Origin of the sequence: Pseudoduganella sp. R-31 (assembly GCF_049913235.1) — a bacterium.
Lineage (GTDB): Bacteria > Pseudomonadota > Gammaproteobacteria > Burkholderiales > Burkholderiaceae_D > Rugamonas.
The window spans coordinates 4,165,072-4,183,218 of record NZ_CP183986.1; the positions used below are offsets into that span (position 1 = coordinate 4,165,072).

The following is an 18,147-nucleotide window of genomic DNA, read 5'->3' on the forward strand; positions in this document are numbered from 1 at the left end:
CCCAAGGGTCTGACCCTGTCAGCGGCACCGCCTGGAGTTACGGTTGTGCGTTGTTGATCTTTTCAAAGAGTCGAAGTCCAGGAACCAGCCTCGGGACCCTGAAACCGTCGGGGGTCTGACCCTTCGGGTCAGACCCCGGTTTACCGGTTTTCAGCCCGCCATCATGCCATCATCGGCCGAGATAATGGCACCATTGATAAAGTGCGCCTCATCGCCCGCCAACAGCAGCAGCAAGCCATCCAGGTCCTCCGGCTTACCCGCCCGCTTGCGCGGCAGCATGTCGATCAGGCGCTTGCCCTGGTCGCTGGCGAAGTAATCTTCGTTGATTTCGGTCTCGATGTAGCCCGGGCAAATCGCGTTGGTGTTGATGCCATATTTGCCCCACTCCACCGCCATGGCCTTGGTCATCTGCACCACGCCCGCCTTGCTCATGCAGTAGACGCCAATCTGCGGCAACACGCGCAGCCCGGCGACCGAGGCGATATTGATGATGCGGTGCTGCTTGCGCGGATCGCCCTTGGCGCGCGCAATCATGCGCTTGGCCGTTTCCTGCGCTACGAAAAAGGCTCCGCGCAGGTTGCAATCCATGACAAAGTCATAATCTTCCGGCGACACATCCAGCAAGCGTTGCGTCATTGATACACCAGAATTGTTCACCAGGATGTCGATCGGCCCCGCTTCGGTTTCAGCGTGGGCGATGGCGGATTTGATGCTCGCATAATCGGTCACGTCCAGCGTCACCACATGGGCGGCGCCGCCATCGGCTTCGATTTCTGCACGCAGTTCCTTCAGGCGTTCGATGCGGCGCGAGGCCAGTACCACCTGGCAACCTGCTTTCGCCAGCACCTTGGCAAAACGGGCGCCGAGACCGCTGGAGGCGCCTGTGATCAGGGCGATCTTGCCCTCAAAATTAACTTCGATCCCCACCGGCCACTCCTTATAATTCCGTTCCGCCATGATGACACAAAAAACCTCCTTATTAGATTGCCACGTCTAATATTAGCCCTCACAATGGCGCCACCGTTGCAATACCTGGGAAAAAAGAGCACACTCGTTCTATTTCCAGCACCGAATTTTCCATCATTCTTATAAAAACACTATGAGCAACCTTGTAGAACAGTACGGCCCGCGCGAGGCAATGGAGTACGACGTTGTGATCGTTGGCGGCGGCCCTGCTGGCCTGTCGGCAGCGATCAAGATCAAGCAGCTGAACCCGGAAACCTCCGTGGTCGTGCTGGAAAAAGGCGGCGAACTCGGCGCCCATATCCTGTCCGGCGCTGTGATGGACCCAAAGGCGATCACCGAACTGATCCCCAACTGGAAAGAGCTGGGCGCTCCGCTGAACACCGCAGTCACCGAAGACCGCGTGCTGTTCCTGACCGAGACCAAGGCATACAAGACCCCGAACTTCATGCTGCCGAAGTGTTTCGAGAACCACGGCAATTACGTGATTTCGCTCGGCAATGTGGTGCGCTGGCTGGGCCAGCAAGCCGAAGCGCTGGGCGTGGAAATCTTCCCTGGCTTCACCGGCGCTGAAATCCTGTACAACGACGACGGTTCCGTCAAAGGGGTTGCGACCGGCAATATGGGTGTGAAGCGCGATGGCGAACCAGGCCCTGACTTCCAGCTCGGCATGGAGCTGCACGGCAAGTACACCCTGTTCGCCGAAGGTGCGCGTGGCCACCTGGGCAAGCAGTTGATGGCCAAGTACGACCTGAACAAGGGCAAGGACCCCCAGTCCTACGGCATCGGCATCAAGGAACTGTGGGAAATCGATCCTGCCAAGCACAAGCCGGGCCTGGTGATCCACACCACCGGCTGGCCGCTGGACACCAAGACTTACGGCGGTTCTTTCCTCTACCATCTGGAAAACAACCAGGTCGTCGTCGGCTACGTGGTCGGCCTCGATTACGAGAACCCTTACCTGTCGCCCTACGAAGAATTCCAGCGCTACAAGACCCATCCGGAAATCCGCACCTTCTTTGAAGGCGCCAAGCGCATTTCCTACGGTGCCCGCGCCATTACCGCCGGCGGCCTGCAATCGCTGCCTAAGCTGGTGTTCCCGGGCGGCGCCCTGATCGGTTGCGACGCCGGCTTCCTGAACATGAGCCGTATCAAGGGCTCGCACGCTGCAATCAAGTCGGGCATGCTGGCCGCGGAAGCAGTGGTGGCTGCGCTGGGCGCCGGCCGTTCCGCCGACGAGCTGGTAGCCTACCCGACCGCCTTCGAGCAGTCCTGGCTGCATGAAGAACTGCACGTGGCGCGTAACGTCAAGCCTTGGCTGAAGAAGGGACTGTACCTGGGCTCCCTGATGACTGGGATCGACCAGATCGTGTTCCGCGGCAAGGCGCCTTGGACCCTGCACCATTCGACGCCCGACCACGCCTGCCTGCGCCCTGCTTCGGAATTCACCCCGATCACCTATCCCAAGCCGGATGGCAAGCTGACCTTCGACCGCCTATCGTCGGTATTCATCTCGAATACCAACCACGCGGAAGACCAGCCTATCCACCTGACGCTGAAGGACAACTCGGTGCCGGTGAATGTGAACCTTGCCAAGTTTGCAGGACCCGAATCACGCTACTGCCCTGCCGGCGTATACGAATTCGTCAAGACCGACGAAGGCCAGGACCGCCTGCAGATCAATGCGCAAAATTGCGTGCATTGCAAGACTTGCGATATCAAGGACCCGACCCAGAACATCGTCTGGATCACGCCGGAAGGTGGCGGCGGACCGAACTATCCGAATATGTAAGGACAAAGGGGGCTTCGGCCCCCTTTTCCATGGTCACCCTGGCAACGGCCAAAAAAAATCAAAAAAATTTCCACTCGGCACTTAATGCTCCCGGCCCCACGGTCGTCTTGTACTTCTGAGAGCGCAGAAAAAGACCCGCTGCTCGATTTGAACCAACCACCCAGGAGTTATCATGCTGAGCCTTCACACCAACGCAGCGGCCCTGTCCGCACAAAACTCGATCACCCGCACTCAGAACACCCTGTCGACCTCGATGACCCGCCTGAGCACCGGCTTCCGCATCAACTCGGCAATGGACGACGCTGCAGGCCTGCAGATTGCAACCCGCCTGAAAGTACAGACCAGCGGCATGAACGTCGCAATGCGCAACACCCAGAACTCCATCTCCCTGCTGCAGACCGCTGAAGGCGCGCTGGACGAAGTGACCTCGATCCTGAACCGCATGAAAGACCTTGCAACCCAGGCAGCTGACGGTTCCTCAACCGCCAACGACAAGACCGCAATGCAGAGCGAGTTCAACTCCCTGACCAGCGAACTGTCGAACATCATGACCAACACCAAGTTCGGCGGTACCGCACTGCTGACCAAGACCACCGGCAAGCTGTCGGCTGCCGCTGGTGTTGACTTCCAGATCGGTGCTGACTCCGCTGAAAAGCTGAACGCCAAGTTCGACACCAGCCTGACCGCCATCGACACCGCCCTGGAAGCCGTGTCCGCAGACTACGACGGCGCAACCGGTGCCGCAGCCGGCGGTGCCACCACCGAACTGACCGCATCCGCGAACGCCACCATCAACATCGTTGCTACCGCGATCGACAAAGTGTCGGCCCTGCGTTCCGACCTGGGTGCTGTGTCGAACCGTCTGGACCACGTCTACAACAACTTGGCCAACATCTCGACCAACACCAAGAACGCAACCGGCCGCATCATGGACGTTGACTTCGCTTCCGAATCCGCGAAGATGACCTCCTCGCAGATGCTGCTGCAAGCTGGCACCGCCATGCTGAAACAGTCGAACAGCCAGTCCTCCCTGGTCCTGTCCCTGCTGCAGTAATTCCGCAGGTGGCCTGAAAAAGCCAACCGTACGCGGTTGGCTTTTTTTATATCGCCGTATTACTATCAGTTTGTATGGCAATCGATCGCGTCACTCCTTCCAATCCAAGCCTGAGCATCCACGACCGCCAGGTCCGGGAAAATCCCGGCCAGGTCAATGCCCAGCCGATTCCGCCGGTTGCCCAGCCACCGGGCGACACGCCCGAGTTCGCGCTGCAGGGCGGCTTGCCCGCTTCCGTCGGTGCGCTGATCGAGGCGATGGAAGGTGCGCAGCATGGCCAGCTGGTCCGCAGCACCGCTGCCGCCGGCGCCACCATCGGCGCCCTGCTCTCGCAGGAAGCGTTGTCGATGCAGCCCAACCAGTTGTTCCCCTTGCGCCAGATGGTCTGGCACACCCCCGATACCTCCTTGCTGGCCGCGTCGTGGCAAGTCATGGTGCGCACCTATAGCGAACAGCGCGCCGCGTTGCAGCAGCAAAACGAAGGCCGCCATGTGCCCTCCAGCCTGTTCATGGCCGACCCGCCGCCGCCTGTGCTGCGCGACGGGCGCCCGCACCCTGGCCTGGTGTCCGAACTGGATGCCTGGCGTTTCGCGGTCTACGCCTGGGGCGCCGAGAAACTGACGCTGCGCGTCGTGGCGCGCGATCCGGGCCAGGACGAAGGGCCGCCGGAACAGCGCCGCCGCCGGCCGCGCGTGGCGCTGCGGCTGGAAATGAACTTGCCCGACATCGGCAAGGTTGTCGTGCAGATGGAGCCCTCCGAACTTGGCGTCGTGCTGGAGATCGGCGCCGCCAGCAATGAAGCCATGCAGCAGATGCGCGAGCTGTTGCCGCGCATCGCCACCATCATCGGCCAATGCGGCCTGCAGATCGTGCGCGCGCGCCTGATGCGTGAACTGACGCCGGTCAACCACCTCGAAAACGATCCTTCGCGCACGCAGGTGGCGCTGCTGACCGCCTCGCTGTTCAAGGCGATGGCGGAAGTGGCCGTGTTCCTGTCGCAACCGCGTTTGCCGGAACAAGCGCTGTCGGCCTAGTCCAGTAGCCCGGCTGGGAATAGACTTCCTTCAACTCGTCGATGAAGAAGCGTATCTTCGCCGGCAGATGCCTTTGCTGCAGGTAGACGGCCATGATGTCGTAATCGGGCAGCGCAAAATCGTCCAGCACTGTAATCAGGCTGCCCTCGGCAAGCTGGGCCTGGATCTCCCACGTTGATCGCCACGCCAGCCCCAGGCTTTCGCACGCCCAGCGGTGCAGCAGTTCGCCGTCGTTGCAGTCCAGATTCCCCTGCACCCTGACCGTGACGGGCTTGCCACCCTGCTGGAAATACCAGCCGCGCTGCTGGCCGCCCTGCAGGTTGAATGCCAGGCAGTTGTGCAGCGCCAGGTCGTCCAAGGTGCGCGGAATGCCATTGCGGGCGAAGTAGTCCGGTGTGCCGCATACAACACGGCGGTTCTTCGCCAGCCGCACTGCCACGAAACTGGGGTCGATGACGCCACCGATGCGGATGCCCAGGTCATAGCCCTCGCGCACCAGGTCGATGACCTGGTCGGTCAGGTTGAACGAGATCTGCACGTCGGGATTGGCAGCCAAAAAGGCCGGCGCGTGCGGTGCAACATGCTGGCGCCCAAATGAGGCCGGTGCGGACACAATCAGGTGGCCCGTCGCCTTGTGCCGGCCTTCCGAAATATTGCGCTCGGCGATATCCAGGCCCGAGAGAAGCTTGCGGCAATCCTCAAGGAAGACATTGCCCTGCTCCGTCAGGGTAAGGTGGCGCGTGGTGCGGTGCATCAGTTTGACGCCCAAACGCTTTTCCAGCGCATCGATCCGGCGCCCCAGCATCACCGGCGTGATGTTCTGTTCCAGCGCGGCACGCGCCAGGCTGCCCTTCTCGACCACGGCCACGAAGGCCTCGATTTGCTTCAGTTTGTCCATGGTTTTGATTATTCCATACTCAGAGTATCGAATGAAACGATTTTTTGTCGTCTTATCAGGGGAACTCATCGCCTATAGCATACAAAACATCAACAACAGACTTTGCATGCATATCAGGAGATCACCATGGCAAAAATGACGGCGGCCGAAGCGGCTGTCCACGTACTGCAGAAGGAAGGCATCTCGGTCGCATTCGGCGTACCGGGCGCCGCCATCAATCCGCTGTACGCTGCACTGAAAAAGAACGGCACGATCAAGCACATCCTGGGGCGCCACGTCGAAGGCGCATCCCATATGGCAGAAGGCTACACCCGCGCTGCCCCCGGCAATATCGGCGTCTGCATCGGCACCTCCGGTCCTGCGGGCACCGACATGATCACCGGCCTGTATTCGGCGCAAGCGGACTCGATCCCTATCCTGTGCATTACCGGCCAGGCGCCGCGCGCCCGCCTGCACAAGGAAGACTTCCAGGCCGTCGACATCTCGTCCATCGCCAAGCCGGTCACCAAGATGGCGACCACGGTGCTGGAGCCGGCCCAGGTGCCGCGCGTGTTCCAGCAAGCCTTCCACCTGATGCGCTCCGGCCGTCCGGGCCCGGTGCTGATCGACCTGCCGTTCGACGTGATGATGGCGCAGATCGAGTTCGATCCCGGGACCTACACCCCGCTGGACGCCTTCAAGCCGCGCGCCTCGCGCGCCCAGGTCGAGAAAGCGCTGCAAATGATGAACGAGGCCGAGCACCCGCTGATCACCGCCGGCGGCGGCATCATCAACGCCAATGCGTCCGCCCTGTTGCAGGAGTTCGCGGAAATCGTCAACGTGCCGGTGATCCCCACCCTGATGGGCTGGGGCACCATCCCCGACGACCACCCGCTGATGGCGGGCATGGCCGGCCTGCAGACCAGCCACCGCTACGGCAACGCCACCGTGCTGGCATCCGACTTCATCATCGGTATCGGCAACCGCTGGGCGAACCGCCACACCGGCTCGGTCGACGTGTTCACCGAAGGCCGCACCTTCGTGCACGTGGATATCGAGCCAACCCAGATCGGCCGCGTCTTTGGCCCTGACCTGGGCATTGTGTCCGACGCCGGCTACGCGCTGGAACTGTTCGTCGAAGTAGCCAAGGAATGGAAGGCCGCCGGCAAGCTACGCGACCGCACCGGCTGGGTGGCCCAGTGCCAGCACCGCAAGCGCACCATGCTGCGCCGTACCGACTACGACAACGTGCCGGTCAAGCCGCTGCGCGTGTACGAGGAGATGAACAAGTACTTCGGCCGCAATACGCGCTATGTCTCGGCCATCGGCCTGTCGCAGATCGCTGCAGCGCAATTCCTACACGTCTACCAGCCGCGCAACTGGATCAACTGCGGCCAGGCTGGCCCGCTCGGCTGGACCATTCCTGCCGCGCTGGGCGTGCGCGCCGCCGATCCGAGCACCGACATCGTGGCGATTTCGGGCGACTACGACTTCCAGTTCCTGATCGAAGAGCTGGCAGTGGGCGCGCAGTTCAAGCTGCCTTACATCCACGTGCTGGTGAATAACTCGTACCTGGGCCTGATCCGCCAGTCGCAGCGCGGCTTCGACATGGACTTCTGCGTGCAGCTGTCCTTCGAGAACGTGAACGCACCGGAACTGAACGGCTATGGCGTCGACCACGTGGCCGTGGTGGAAGGCCTGGGCTGCAAGGCGATCCGCGTGCACAAGCCGGACGACATCATCCCTGCCTTCGAACAAGCCCGCGAGCTGATGGCCAAGTACAGCGTGCCGGTGGTGGTGGAAGTGATCCTTGAGCGCGTGACCAATATCGCGATGGGCACCGAGATCAACGCCATCAATGAATTCAACGACATCATCGACGCTGCATAAGAGGAAAGCAAATGCCTAAATTCGCTGCCAACCTGACCATGCTGTTCAACGAGCAGCCTTTCCTGGAACGCTTCGGCGCCGCCGCGCGCAACGGCTTCACGGGCGTGGAATTCCTGTTTCCGTATGAATTCGAACCGCAGCAAGTGCACGAGCAACTGGAAGAGCACAAGCTGGAAATGGTGCTGCACAATCTCCCGGCCGGCAACTGGGCCGGCGGTGAGCGCGGCATCGCCTGCCACCCGAACCGCATCGGCGAATTCGAGCAGGGCGTGGAAACCGCCCTCGCCTACGCCAGCGTGCTGGGCACCCAGCGCATCAATTGCCTGGTCGGCATCAAGCCGCAAGGCGTGGCCGATGCCGATGCCCGTGCCGTCCTGGTGAGCAACCTGAAGTTCGCGGCTGCCGCGTTGAAGAAGGCCGGCATTCCGCTGCTGATCGAACCGATCAACACCTTCGATATTCCTGGCTTCTTCCTGTCGGGAACGCGCCAGGGCCTGGACCTGATTGAATCGGTCGGCTCGGACAACCTGTTCCTGCAGTACGACATCTACCACATGCAGCGCATGGAAGGCGAACTGGCCAACACGATCAAGAACCACCTGTCGGTGATCAGGCATGTCCAGCTGGCCGACAATCCGGGCCGCTTCGAACCGGGCACCGGCGAAATCAATTACCGCTACCTGCTCAACTTCCTGGACGAAATCGGCTACGACGGCTGGGTGGGCTGCGAATACAAACCAAAAGCGGGCACGGAAGCGGGCCTCGGCTGGCGCGCTGAACTGGCCGCGTAAACCAAAGGAGAAAGCAAAATGCAAAAACTCGGATTCATCGGTCTCGGCATCATGGGCGGCCCAATGGCCGGTCACCTGCAAGCGGCAGGCCACAAACTGTACCTGCACGATGTGAAGAACCCGCCGGCCAACCTGGTCGAAGGCGGCGCCACCGTCTGCACCTCCGCGATGGAAGTTGCCAAGCGCGCCGACATCATCTTCCTGATGGTGCCCGACACCCCGCAGGTGGAAGAAGTCCTGTTCTCGGAAGACGGCATCGCAGCCGGCCTTTCCGCCGGCAAGATCGTGGTCGACATGAGTTCCATCTCGCCGATCGCCACCAAGGAATTCGCCAAGAAGATCAACAAAAAGAGCTGCGCCTACCTGGACGCTCCGGTGTCCGGCGGCGAAGTGGGCGCCAAGGCGGCTTCGCTGACCATCATGGTCGGCGGACCGCAGGAAGCCTTCGACACCGTCAAGCCGCTGTTCGAACTGATGGGCAAGAACATCACCTTAATCGGCGGCAACGGCGACGGCCAGACCACCAAGGTGGCCAACCAGATCATCGTGGCGCTGAACATCCAGGCCGTGGCCGAAGCGCTTCTGTTCGCATCCAAGGCCGGTGCCGATCCAGCGAAGGTGCGTGAAGCGCTGATGGGCGGCTTCGCATCCTCGCGCATCCTGGAGGTGCATGGCGAGCGCATGGTGAAGCGCACCTTCAACCCGGGCTTCCGCATTGCCCTGCACCAGAAGGACCTGAACCTGGCCCTGCAGGGCGCCAAGGCGCTGGGCGTGTCGTTGCCAAACACCTCGGCCACGCAGGAACTGATGAACGCCTGCGCCGCCAACGGCTTGTCCGGCCTCGACCACTCCGCGCTGTGCCAGGCAATTGAACTGATGTCCAACCACCGCATCGCGCAGGCTTGATATGACGTCCATCCCAGCCCCACGCGAGCTCCTGCTCGACCTGTATAACGCCGCCATTGGCGCAGTCCATCCGCGCAACCTGGTGCGGGATTACCTGCCGCAGCCCCCTGCGAACGGCCGGACACTGGTGATCGGCGCAGGCAAAGGTGCCGCTGCCATGGCGCAAGCCGTGGAGCAGCATTGGCAAGGTCCCTTGTCGGGGCTGGTGGTGACCCGTTACGGCCACGGCGCCGAGACGCGGCAGATCGAAGTGGTCGAAGCTTCGCATCCCGTGCCCGACGATGCGGGCCAGAAGGCCGCGGCGCGCATGCTGGAGATGGTGCAGGGCCTGTCCGAAAACGACCTGGTACTGTGCCTGATCTCCGGCGGCGGATCGGCCCTTCTTGCATTGCCGGCGGAAGGTATTTCGCTGGCCGAAAAGCAGGCCCTGAACAAGGCGCTGCTGAAGAGCGGCGCCACCATCGGTGAGATGAATTGCGTGCGCAAGCACCTTTCCGCCATCAAGGGCGGCCGCCTGGCGCTGGCCTGCGGCAAGGCCCGCGTTGTCACGCTGCTGATCTCAGACGTGCCGGGCGATGATCCGCGCGTGATCGCCAGTGGGCCAACCCTGCCGGATGCCACCAGCAGTTCCGAAGCACTGGCCATCCTGTGCAAGTACCGGATCGAGATCCCGAAAAGCGTGCTGGTACACCTGCAATCGGATGCCAGCGAAACACCAAAGCCCGGCGACGCTCGCTTCGAAGGCCACAGCCACCACGTCATCGCAACCGCCCAGCATGCGCTGGAAGCCGCTGCCGCGAAGGCGCGCGAAGCCGGCCTCACGCCGTACATCCTGTCAGACGGGATCGAAGGCGAAGCACGCGACATAGGCCTGATGCACGCGGCGATGGCTCGCCAGGTGGTGGCGCGCAGCCAACCATTTCAGCGCCCATGCGTCATCCTGTCCGGTGGCGAGACCACCGTCACAGTGCGCGGCAACGGACGCGGCGGCCGCAACGTGGAATTCCTGCTCAGCTTCGCGCTGGCCATGGAAGGCGCCAAAGGCGTGCATGCGATTGCCTGCGACACCGACGGCATCGACGGCTCGGAAGACAATGCCGGCGCTGTCTACGCCCCGGATTCGCTGGCCCGCGCCGAGGCGAAAGGCGTGAGCGGCAAGCACCTTCTGGCCAACAACGACGCCTACAGCTTCTTCAGCGCGCTGGACGACCTGGTGGTCAGCGGACCGACACGCACCAACGTGAACGACTTCCGCGCCATCCTGATTCTTTGATTTACCGAGAATAGAGAGAGACACCCATATGCGTCGCGAACGCAAAGCAAAAATCGTAGCAACCCTCGGCCCCGCAAGCAGCGAATACGCCACCATCAAGGCGCTGTTCGAGGCGGGCGCCGACGTCTTCCGCTTCAATTTCAGCCACGGCAGCCACGCCGACCACCAAGTCCGCCACGGCATCGTGCGTACAATCGAAAAAGAACTGGGCCGACCGATCGCCATCCTGGCCGACCTGCAAGGGCCTAAGCTGCGCATTGGCCAGTTCGAAGGGGGCAAGGTCACGCTGAACGCCGGCGCCGAATTCCAGCTGGACCAGGCGCCCGCTCCGGGCAGCGCATCGCGCGTTCGCCTGCCGCACCCCGAGCTTTTCGAAGCCGTCAGCGCTGGCCAATCCCTGCTGCTGGACGATGGCCGCATCCGCCTCGAAGTCTTGGCCAGCGACACCGACACCATACGCACCCGCATAGTAACGGGCGGTGTACTTTCCGACCGCAAAGGCGTGAACGTACCGGATGCCGTGCTGCCGATCCCGGCGCTGACCGCCAAGGATAAAGCCGACCTCGAATTCGCACTGGGGCTGGGCGTGGACTGGATCGCCCTGTCCTTCGTCCAGCTGCCGGAAGATGTGGTGCAGGCCAAGGAGATGGTTCAAGGGCGCGCCGGCGTGCTGTCCAAGCTGGAAAAGCCTGCCGCCCTGGACCGGCTGGAAGAAATTGTCAGCGTGTCGGATGCGATCATGGTGGCGCGAGGCGACCTCGGCGTCGAGCTGCCCCCAGAGCGCGTGCCGGGTGTACAGAAACGCATCGTGCGCCTGTGCCGCAAGCACGGCAAGCCGGTCGTCGTCGCCACCCAGATGCTGGAATCCATGGTCAGCGCGCCGGTGCCGACCCGCGCCGAAGCCTCGGACGTGGCCAACGCCGTGTATGAAGGCGCCGATGCCGTAATGCTATCCGCCGAATCGGCCAGCGGCGCATACCCTGTGCAGGCAGTATCGATCATGGACCGCATCATCTCCGAGGTCGAGCGCGACCCGCTGTATCCCGCCGTGATCGAGGCCCAGCACCAGGCGCCACTACCAAACAAAGGTGACGCCATCAGCGCCTCAATGCGCGACGCCGCGCGGATCATGGGCGCGAAAGCCATGGTGGCCTACACCACTTCGGGTCACAGCAGCCTGCGCACCGCGCGCGAACGCCCGATGGCGCCGATAGTCAGCATCACACCCAAGCCGGAAACCGCGCGCCGCCTGGCACTCGCCTGGGGCGTGCACAGCACCGTGAGCCAGGACGTGAACAGCGTCGATGAAATGGTTGCAGCCGCATGCCGCACCGCGCTGCGGGAAGGATTCGTAAAGGCAGGCGACCAGATCGCCATCGCTGCCGGCACCCCATTCGGCCAACCCGGTAGCACCAACCTCCTGCGACTGGCGGAGATTTGGCCGCAATAAACAGCAACGTACAGACTTTCTCTTTTAACGCCGGTCCTCCAACCGGCGTCTTTTTATTTGTGGCGTCTGCAAAGCGGGTCAGCCCCTTGGGTCTGACCCTGCCCTACCGGTTTTACTCGCCGCGCTGATGGACTTGCGCACCAGCTGCGTAAGTTGCCGCAATCGCCCGATCATCCCCGAGCAACGCCAGCGCAAACAGCAATTCCTCCAGGCTGTCGCAGCGCGTGGAGCGGCGCTCCAGCAACGGCGTGGCCTTCGGATCGACCACAATGAAGTCGGCCTCGGCACCGGCAACGAAATTACCCACCGTACCTTCAAGCTGCATGCTGCGCGCACCGCCAAGGGTCGCCATGTAGAACATACGCAGCGCCGGCAAAAAAGTCCCGCCCATGCGCGCGACCTTATAGGTTTCGTTCATGGTCTGCAGCATCGAGAACGAAGTCCCGCCACCAACGTCGGTCGCCAGAGACAACGCTACATTCTGCTTGTCAGCCGCTGCGAAGTCGAACAAGCCGCTGCCCAGGAACAAGTTGGACGTGGCGCACATCGAAACGGCGGCGCCAGTAGCGGCCATGCGGGCACGATCCTCGTTGTCCAGCCAAATGCAATGCGCGTACATCGAGCGCGGGCGCAGCAGGCCGTATTTGTCGTACACGTCCAGGTAACTGCGCGCATCCGGGAACAGCGACTTGACCCACGCCACTTCGTCGGTATTTTCCGCCACGTGCGTCTGCACGTAAGTGTCAGGATAGGCGCGCGCCAGCTCGCCGCACATATGCATCTGTGCTTCGGTGGAAGTCGGCGCAAAGCGTGGCGTGAGGGCGTACATATTGCGGCCCTTGTTATGCCAGCGATGAATCAGTTCCTCGCTTTCGCGCGCACCGGTTTCTGCCGTATCCTTCAGGAAGTCCGGACAATGGCGGTCCATCATCACCTTGCCGGCAGCCATGCGCAGGTTGCGAGCTTCAGCCGCGCCAAAGAACGCGTCGACCGATTCCGGATGCACCGTGCAATACACCATGGCTGTAGTGGTGCCGCAACGAAGCAATTCCTTGACGAAGAAGTCGGCCACCTCGCCCGCGTGCGCCGGATCCTTGAACTGGCGCTCCGTGGGAAAGGTGTAGGTATCCAGCCAAGGCAAGAGCCCCGGCGCCGGCGACGCGATCATGTCCATCTGCGGGTAGTGGATATGGGTGTCGATAAAACCCGGCATGATGATCTTGCCGCGGTAGTCGCGCACCTGGGTATCGGGCGGCAGCGTGTCTTTCAGCCGCGAGTAGTCGCCGGCCGCCTGCACGCGGCCGTCGTTAATCACCAGCAGTCCGTCCTCGTGCCAGGCGTGCGCATCGGCATGGAAGGCAGGATCGGCCGTGAAATGCAGGACGCTGGCGCGGAAAGCTTTCAAAGTAGTCATCGCGCTTTCCTAGCTGCCGCGGTACGTCGAATATGCCCAAGGCGACACCACGATCGGCACGTGATAGTTCGTATCGGCGTCCGCAATGCCGAAGGCGATGACCACCTCGTCGACGAAGCGCGGCTCCGGCAATGCCACGCCTTGCGCCGCAAAATAGTCTCCGGCCGCAAAAACCAGCTCGTATTTTCCCGTCACGACCTCGCCGCCAGTCAGCAAAGGCGTTTCGCAGCGACCGTCCTGGTTGGTGGTGTCGGTCTTCAACAACACTTTGGTGTTCCCCTCAACGCGGAAAAGCTTCACTTTTACGCCCGCGCCAGGCTTGCCCTGCGTGATATCCAGGACGTGTGTACTCAGTTTGCCCATATGGTCTCCTCTTGTGAATGAAGAAAATCATATACGTCGGGCCATTGCGATATATACACGGTGGTGAATATCAACCATGACGTGCACGGACATAATCGGGTCTCCATATCAAAAAATACAGGAGACACCATGCAGCAAGCATTACGCGTAGCGGCAGCAGGCACCATCGCTGTCCTGGCCTTGGCGATGGGCGCGCAGCAAGCCAGCGCCGCCGACTGGAGCGACACCTCGATTGGCTACCGCTACGGCAGCAAATTCGCAGAACCGTACAACCCGAACGACATCAACAAGCAGATCCTGAACTGGACCTATGTCGACGGCTACAAATACGGCGGCAACTACATGAACCTGGATTTCCTGCGTTCCGACGGCAAAGACAACAACGCCCACGAAGCCTACCTGTTGTACCGCCACACCCTGGACCTGGGCAAAGTAAGCGGCAAGGACCTCAAATTCGGTCCGGTACGTGGCGTAGGCATTACCGCGGGCTTCGATTGGAACACCAAGAACGACGACAGCTACAACTCGCGCAAGCGCATGATCGTGGCCGGCCCAACCCTGATGCTGGACGTGCCGGGCTTCCTGAATGTGAGCCTGCTCGGCATGTGGGAGAGCAACCAGCCGCTGGGCGTCGCCAAGCGCTACAAATACGACACGCACGCCATGCTGAACGCCGCCTGGGGCATTCCTCTCGGATCGGGCTTCAGCTTTGAAGGCTATGGCAACTGGATCGGCAACAAGGGCAAGGACGAATTCGGCGGCCAGACTTCTCCAGAGGTGAACATCGACGCGCAGGTGATGTATGACCTGAGCGGCCATGTGGGCGCCAAGCCAAACAGCTTCAAAGTCGGCCTGGAATACCAATACTGGCGCAACAAGTTCGGGAATCCGCATAATATCCCCGGCAGCACGGCAAAAACCCCGATGATCCGCGCGGAGTACCATTTCTGATTGATTCAAGGGCACGGCTTGGCCTTCCAGCCGTCCCCTAAGCTGACCCGCAGCGGCATGCCGGATAGCACCGGAAAAAGTAGTTCAGACAAAAATCCTATAACGGAGACACCATGAACAACCTGCTATACCAGGTGGACGACCGTCCACCGCCAATCACAACTGCCCTCCTCGCCGCCCAGCACATGCTGGCAGCCCTGGGCGGCATCATCGCCGTCCCGCTGGTGGTCGGCGCAGTCCTGAAACTTCCCGCCGACCAGATAGTTGCCCTGGTCAACGCCGCCCTCCTCGGCTCCGGCATCGTCACCACCATCCAGTGCATCGGTGTAGGCCGGGTCGGCATCCGCCTGCCCTGCGTGATGGGCACGAGTTTCGCCTTCGTCGGCGCCGCCATCAGCGTGGGCCTGGAGCACGGCGTGCCTGGCATACTAGGCTCCTCGCTCGCAGGCTCCGCGATCATGATCCTCGGCAGCTTCTTCATGCCGCAGATCCGCAAGCTGTTCCCGCACCAGGTGACAGCAGTCGTCGTCACCATGATCGGCCTGTCGCTCGTTCCTGTCGCAGTGGACTGGGCCGCCGGCGGCAAGAACGCGGGGGCGAACTACGGCGATCCGACCAACCTCGGCATTGCCCTGTTCGTGCTGGCGACCGTGATCGCCCTTGTGCAATTCGGCAAAGGCATCGTTTCCGCAGCCGCGGTGGTGATTGGCATCGTGATCGGCTATTGCGTTTGCCTGGGCCTCGGGCTGGTGGATTTTTCGGCCGTCCAGAAAGCCGCGGTGTTCGCGGTTCCCCAGCCGCTGTACTTCGGCATGAGCTTTCCGCTGAGCGGCATCCTGGCAATGGCACTGGCTTACGTCGTGACCATCGTCGAAACCACGGGCACCTTCATGGCGCTAGGCTCAGCGACCAATACCAAGATGAAGGGCAAGCTGCTGTGCCGCGGCGTGCTGTGCGACGGTCTGGGTTCGGCCTTCGTGTCCGTGCTGGGCGCTCCACCGGTTTCGACCTTCGCACAGAACGTCGGGGTCATCTCGCTGACCGGCGTTGCCAGCCGCTATGTGGTGGCGTTGACCGGCGTGTTCCTGGCGGCGGCCGGCTTGTTCCCTGTGCTCGGCGCAGTCGTCGTGACCATCCCGCAGCCGGTGTTGGGCGGCGCCGGCCTGATGATGTTTGCAATGATTATTGCGGCCGGCGTCCAGATGCTGTCCAACGTGGAACATGACAAGCGCACCGGACTGCTCATCGCAGTTTCGGTTGGCTGCGGCCTGGCGGTATCGGTCCGGCCCGAACTGTTGTCCAAGCTGCCTGCCTTCGTGCACGAAATTTTCGGCTCTGGCATCTCGACCGCCGCCATCGTGGCCGTCGTGCTGAACCTGGTGCTGCCGGACCGACCGGTAGCTGAACATGACGAGGATGAAGAAGATGACGTACCGCAGCCGATGCTGATTCCCAAAGTCGGCTAAACTCCCGCGGTCCTGCACCGGCACGTGACGGGACCGGACCGTTCCCTGACATTGTTTCCGCATTGCCCCGCGCATTGTTTCCGCAGTGTTTAATCATTTCGAGAAAAATTGAATGAGCAAAACTCTCCTGATCAAGAATGCGCGCGTAGTTGTCACCATGGACGAACAACGCCGCGAAATCGACAACGGCGCAATCTACGTACGCGGCAACGTGATCGAACAGGTAGGCCCAACTTCCGAACTACCGCAAGCGGCAGACGAAATCATTGACGCCTCCGGCCACGTAGTGATTCCAGGCCTGGTCAACACCCACCACCACATGTACCAAAGCCTGACGCGCGCCATCCCTGCGGCGCAGAACGGCGAGCTGTTTGACTGGCTGACCAACCTGTACCCGATCTGGGCCAACCTGGATAGCGAAATGGTGCATGTGTCGACGCTGACCGCCATGTCGGAGTTGATCCTGTCCGGCTGCACCACCAGCAGCGACCACCTGTATATCTACCCGAACGACTGCAGGCTGGACGACAGCATCGAAGCCGCCGCAAAAATCGGCATGCGCTTCCACGCCGCGCGCGGCTCAATGAGCGTGGGCCAGTCAAAAGGCGGCCTGCCGCCCGACAGTGTAGTCGAGGATGAAAGAGCGATCCTGCGCGACACGCAACGCCTGATCGAGACCTACCATGACGCCGCGCGCCACGCCATGCAGCGCATCGTCGTGGCGCCCTGCTCACCGTTCTCGGTCTCGCGCGACCTGATGAAGGAGGCCGCTGCACTTGCACGCAGCCACGGCGTATCAATGCACACCCACCTGGCAGAAAACGTCAATGACATTGCGTACAGCCGCGAGAAGTTCAACATGACTCCGGCCGAATACGCCGAAGACTGCGGCTGGGTAGGCCATGACGTCTGGCACGCGCACTGCGTGCAGCTTGATGACGAAGGCGTCTACATGTTCGCAAAAACAGGCACAGGCGTCGCGCACTGCCCATGCTCCAACATGCGCCTGGCCTCAGGCATCGCCCCGATCCGCAAAATGGTCGATGCCGGTGTGCCGGTTGGCCTGGGCGTCGATGGCTCCGCATCAAACGACGGCGCCCATATGCTGGGGGAAGTGCGCCAGGCCATGCTGCTGCAACGGGTCGGCTTTGGCCCGGACGCGATGACTGCCCGCCAGGCGCTGGAGCTGGCGACTCTGGGCGGCGCCAAAGTCCTGAACCGCGACGATATCGGCGCCCTCAAGCCCGGCATGTCCGCAGATATCGTCATGTTCAAGCTGAACCAGCCAAGCTTTGCCGGCGCCCTGCACGACCCGGTAGCGGCACTCGTTTTCTGCACCCCGGCAAATGTTAATTACAGCATCATCAACGGAAAGCTCGTAGTGAAAAACGGGATCTTGCAGACGATCGACCTGCCATTGGTGATCGAACGTCATAACCATTTGGCAGCCAACCTGGCCTTGGCGGCAGGAACGCGAAGGATCGCATGAACGACGGCCGGGCGGCAGGGAATCCCGGCTATTTGACGCGGCTGATCCGGTGCCCGGTCCCGGTGACGCTTTGCGCAATCTTGCCTTCGGATTTCCAACGGACTGTGTGATCTGTACCAGTGATGCTGAGACGCCCTTTGGGCTTCACCTCGGTATTGACAACGTTGCCGACGCCCAGGATCTCAACCTCGCTGCACACCCCAGTGGTGGTCACGACATGCCCCGTACCGACGACCTCGAGTTTCCGTCCATCGCAAGCAAACGTACGCTGATGGCCACTGCCGCTGATGCTGATCAGCGTATCGGTCACCTCAACCTCGCCGACCGCATCTTCCTGTGCGCAAGCATTGGACATTGAGATCAACACAACGGTGGAAGCTGTGATTTTAAGCATTTTCCGAATCATACAAACTCTCAATAAATTATGAAAAATG

Annotated in this window: 16 protein-coding genes; 11 read left to right on the forward strand and 5 right to left on the reverse strand. The window is 61.6% G+C overall.

The genetic code is table 11. The features are described 5' to 3' along the window. Positions 1–150: 150 nt before the first annotated feature. Entirely contained in the window at positions 151–927 is a 777-nt protein-coding gene (locus ACN9MY_RS18810) for an SDR family oxidoreductase (protein ID WP_090436401.1), read from the reverse strand. A gap of 211 nt (positions 928–1,138) precedes the next feature. On the opposite strand from ACN9MY_RS18810, the gene ACN9MY_RS18815 reads away from it, so the two are divergent. The 3 genes from ACN9MY_RS18815 (at position 1,139) to ACN9MY_RS18825 (ending at position 4,843) form a co-directional block, all read left to right on the forward strand. After that, positions 1,139–2,755 carry an electron transfer flavoprotein-ubiquinone oxidoreductase gene (locus tag ACN9MY_RS18815; protein ID WP_426337644.1) on the forward strand — a complete coding sequence of 539 codons (1,617 nt, stop codon included), beginning with the start codon at positions 1,139–1,141 and terminating at the stop codon, positions 2,753–2,755. A 172-nt stretch (positions 2,756–2,927) separates the two neighbouring features. Then, positions 2,928–3,809, forward strand: a complete 882-nt coding sequence (locus tag ACN9MY_RS18820; RefSeq protein ID WP_426162010.1) for a flagellin — start codon at positions 2,928–2,930, stop codon at positions 3,807–3,809. Between the two features lie 74 nt (positions 3,810–3,883). After that, complete coding sequence (locus tag ACN9MY_RS18825) at positions 3,884–4,843, forward strand: hypothetical protein (protein ID WP_426318282.1); 960 nt, start codon at positions 3,884–3,886, stop codon at positions 4,841–4,843. On the opposite strand, the gene ACN9MY_RS18830 is transcribed toward ACN9MY_RS18825, so the two are convergent. Next, positions 4,773–5,741, reverse strand: coding sequence for a LysR family transcriptional regulator (locus ACN9MY_RS18830; RefSeq protein ID WP_426335942.1), 969 nt, complete (start codon positions 5,739–5,741; stop codon positions 4,773–4,775). The genes ACN9MY_RS18825 and ACN9MY_RS18830 overlap by 71 nt on opposite strands. Before the next feature lie 126 nt (positions 5,742–5,867). Here ACN9MY_RS18830 and gcl point away from each other — a divergent pair, with 126 nt between their 5' ends. From gcl to pyk, 5 genes are read left to right on the forward strand one after another with little or no spacing between them, the layout of a single operon-like run. Then, the gene (gene gcl / locus ACN9MY_RS18835) at positions 5,868–7,610 is read left to right on the forward strand and encodes a glyoxylate carboligase (protein WP_426162014.1); all 1,743 of its coding nucleotides are present in this window, start codon (positions 5,868–5,870) and stop codon (positions 7,608–7,610) included. Positions 7,611–7,621: 11 nt separating this feature from the next. Continuing rightward, on the forward strand, positions 7,622–8,401 hold the full coding sequence (hyi, locus tag ACN9MY_RS18840; RefSeq protein WP_426162015.1) for a hydroxypyruvate isomerase: 780 nt from the start codon (positions 7,622–7,624) through the stop codon (positions 8,399–8,401). 18 nt (positions 8,402–8,419) lie between these two features. Beyond that, the gene (gene glxR / locus ACN9MY_RS18845; RefSeq protein ID WP_426318284.1) at positions 8,420–9,307 is read left to right on the forward strand and encodes a 2-hydroxy-3-oxopropionate reductase; all 888 of its coding nucleotides are present in this window, start codon (positions 8,420–8,422) and stop codon (positions 9,305–9,307) included. Between the two features lies 1 nt (position 9,308). Then, positions 9,309–10,580, forward strand: a complete 1,272-nt coding sequence (locus ACN9MY_RS18850) for a glycerate kinase type-2 family protein (RefSeq protein WP_426318285.1) — start codon at positions 9,309–9,311, stop codon at positions 10,578–10,580. Positions 10,581–10,608: 28 nt separating this feature from the next. Beyond that, the gene (gene pyk / locus ACN9MY_RS18855; RefSeq protein ID WP_426335943.1) at positions 10,609–12,030 is read left to right on the forward strand and encodes a pyruvate kinase; all 1,422 of its coding nucleotides are present in this window, start codon (positions 10,609–10,611) and stop codon (positions 12,028–12,030) included. 112 nt (positions 12,031–12,142) lie between these two features. On the opposite strand, the gene guaD is transcribed toward pyk, so the two are convergent. Together guaD and uraH are read right to left on the reverse strand one after the other, a co-directional pair. After that, complete coding sequence (gene guaD / locus ACN9MY_RS18860) at positions 12,143–13,444, reverse strand: guanine deaminase (RefSeq protein WP_426335944.1); 1,302 nt, start codon at positions 13,442–13,444, stop codon at positions 12,143–12,145. A gap of 9 nt (positions 13,445–13,453) precedes the next feature. Continuing rightward, positions 13,454–13,807, reverse strand: a complete 354-nt coding sequence (gene uraH / locus ACN9MY_RS18865) for a hydroxyisourate hydrolase (RefSeq protein ID WP_426335945.1) — start codon at positions 13,805–13,807, stop codon at positions 13,454–13,456. Between the two features lie 129 nt (positions 13,808–13,936). On the opposite strand from uraH, the gene ACN9MY_RS18870 reads away from it, so the two are divergent. The 3 genes from ACN9MY_RS18870 (at position 13,937) to ACN9MY_RS18880 (ending at position 17,713) form a co-directional block, all read left to right on the forward strand. Next, on the forward strand, positions 13,937–14,758 hold the full coding sequence (locus tag ACN9MY_RS18870; RefSeq protein WP_426335946.1) for an outer envelope protein: 822 nt from the start codon (positions 13,937–13,939) through the stop codon (positions 14,756–14,758). A gap of 113 nt (positions 14,759–14,871) precedes the next feature. Further along, positions 14,872–16,224: a uracil-xanthine permease family protein gene (locus ACN9MY_RS18875; RefSeq protein ID WP_426318290.1), complete on the forward strand. Its 1,353-nt coding sequence runs from the start codon at positions 14,872–14,874 to the stop codon at positions 16,222–16,224. Between the two features lie 112 nt (positions 16,225–16,336). After that, the gene (locus ACN9MY_RS18880; protein WP_426335947.1) at positions 16,337–17,713 is read left to right on the forward strand and encodes an 8-oxoguanine deaminase; all 1,377 of its coding nucleotides are present in this window, start codon (positions 16,337–16,339) and stop codon (positions 17,711–17,713) included. 28 nt (positions 17,714–17,741) lie between these two features. On the opposite strand, the gene ACN9MY_RS18885 is transcribed toward ACN9MY_RS18880, so the two are convergent. Then, on the reverse strand, positions 17,742–18,119 hold the full coding sequence (locus ACN9MY_RS18885) for a DUF3060 domain-containing protein (protein ID WP_426162025.1): 378 nt from the start codon (positions 18,117–18,119) through the stop codon (positions 17,742–17,744). Between the last annotated feature and the right edge of the window lie 28 nt (positions 18,120–18,147).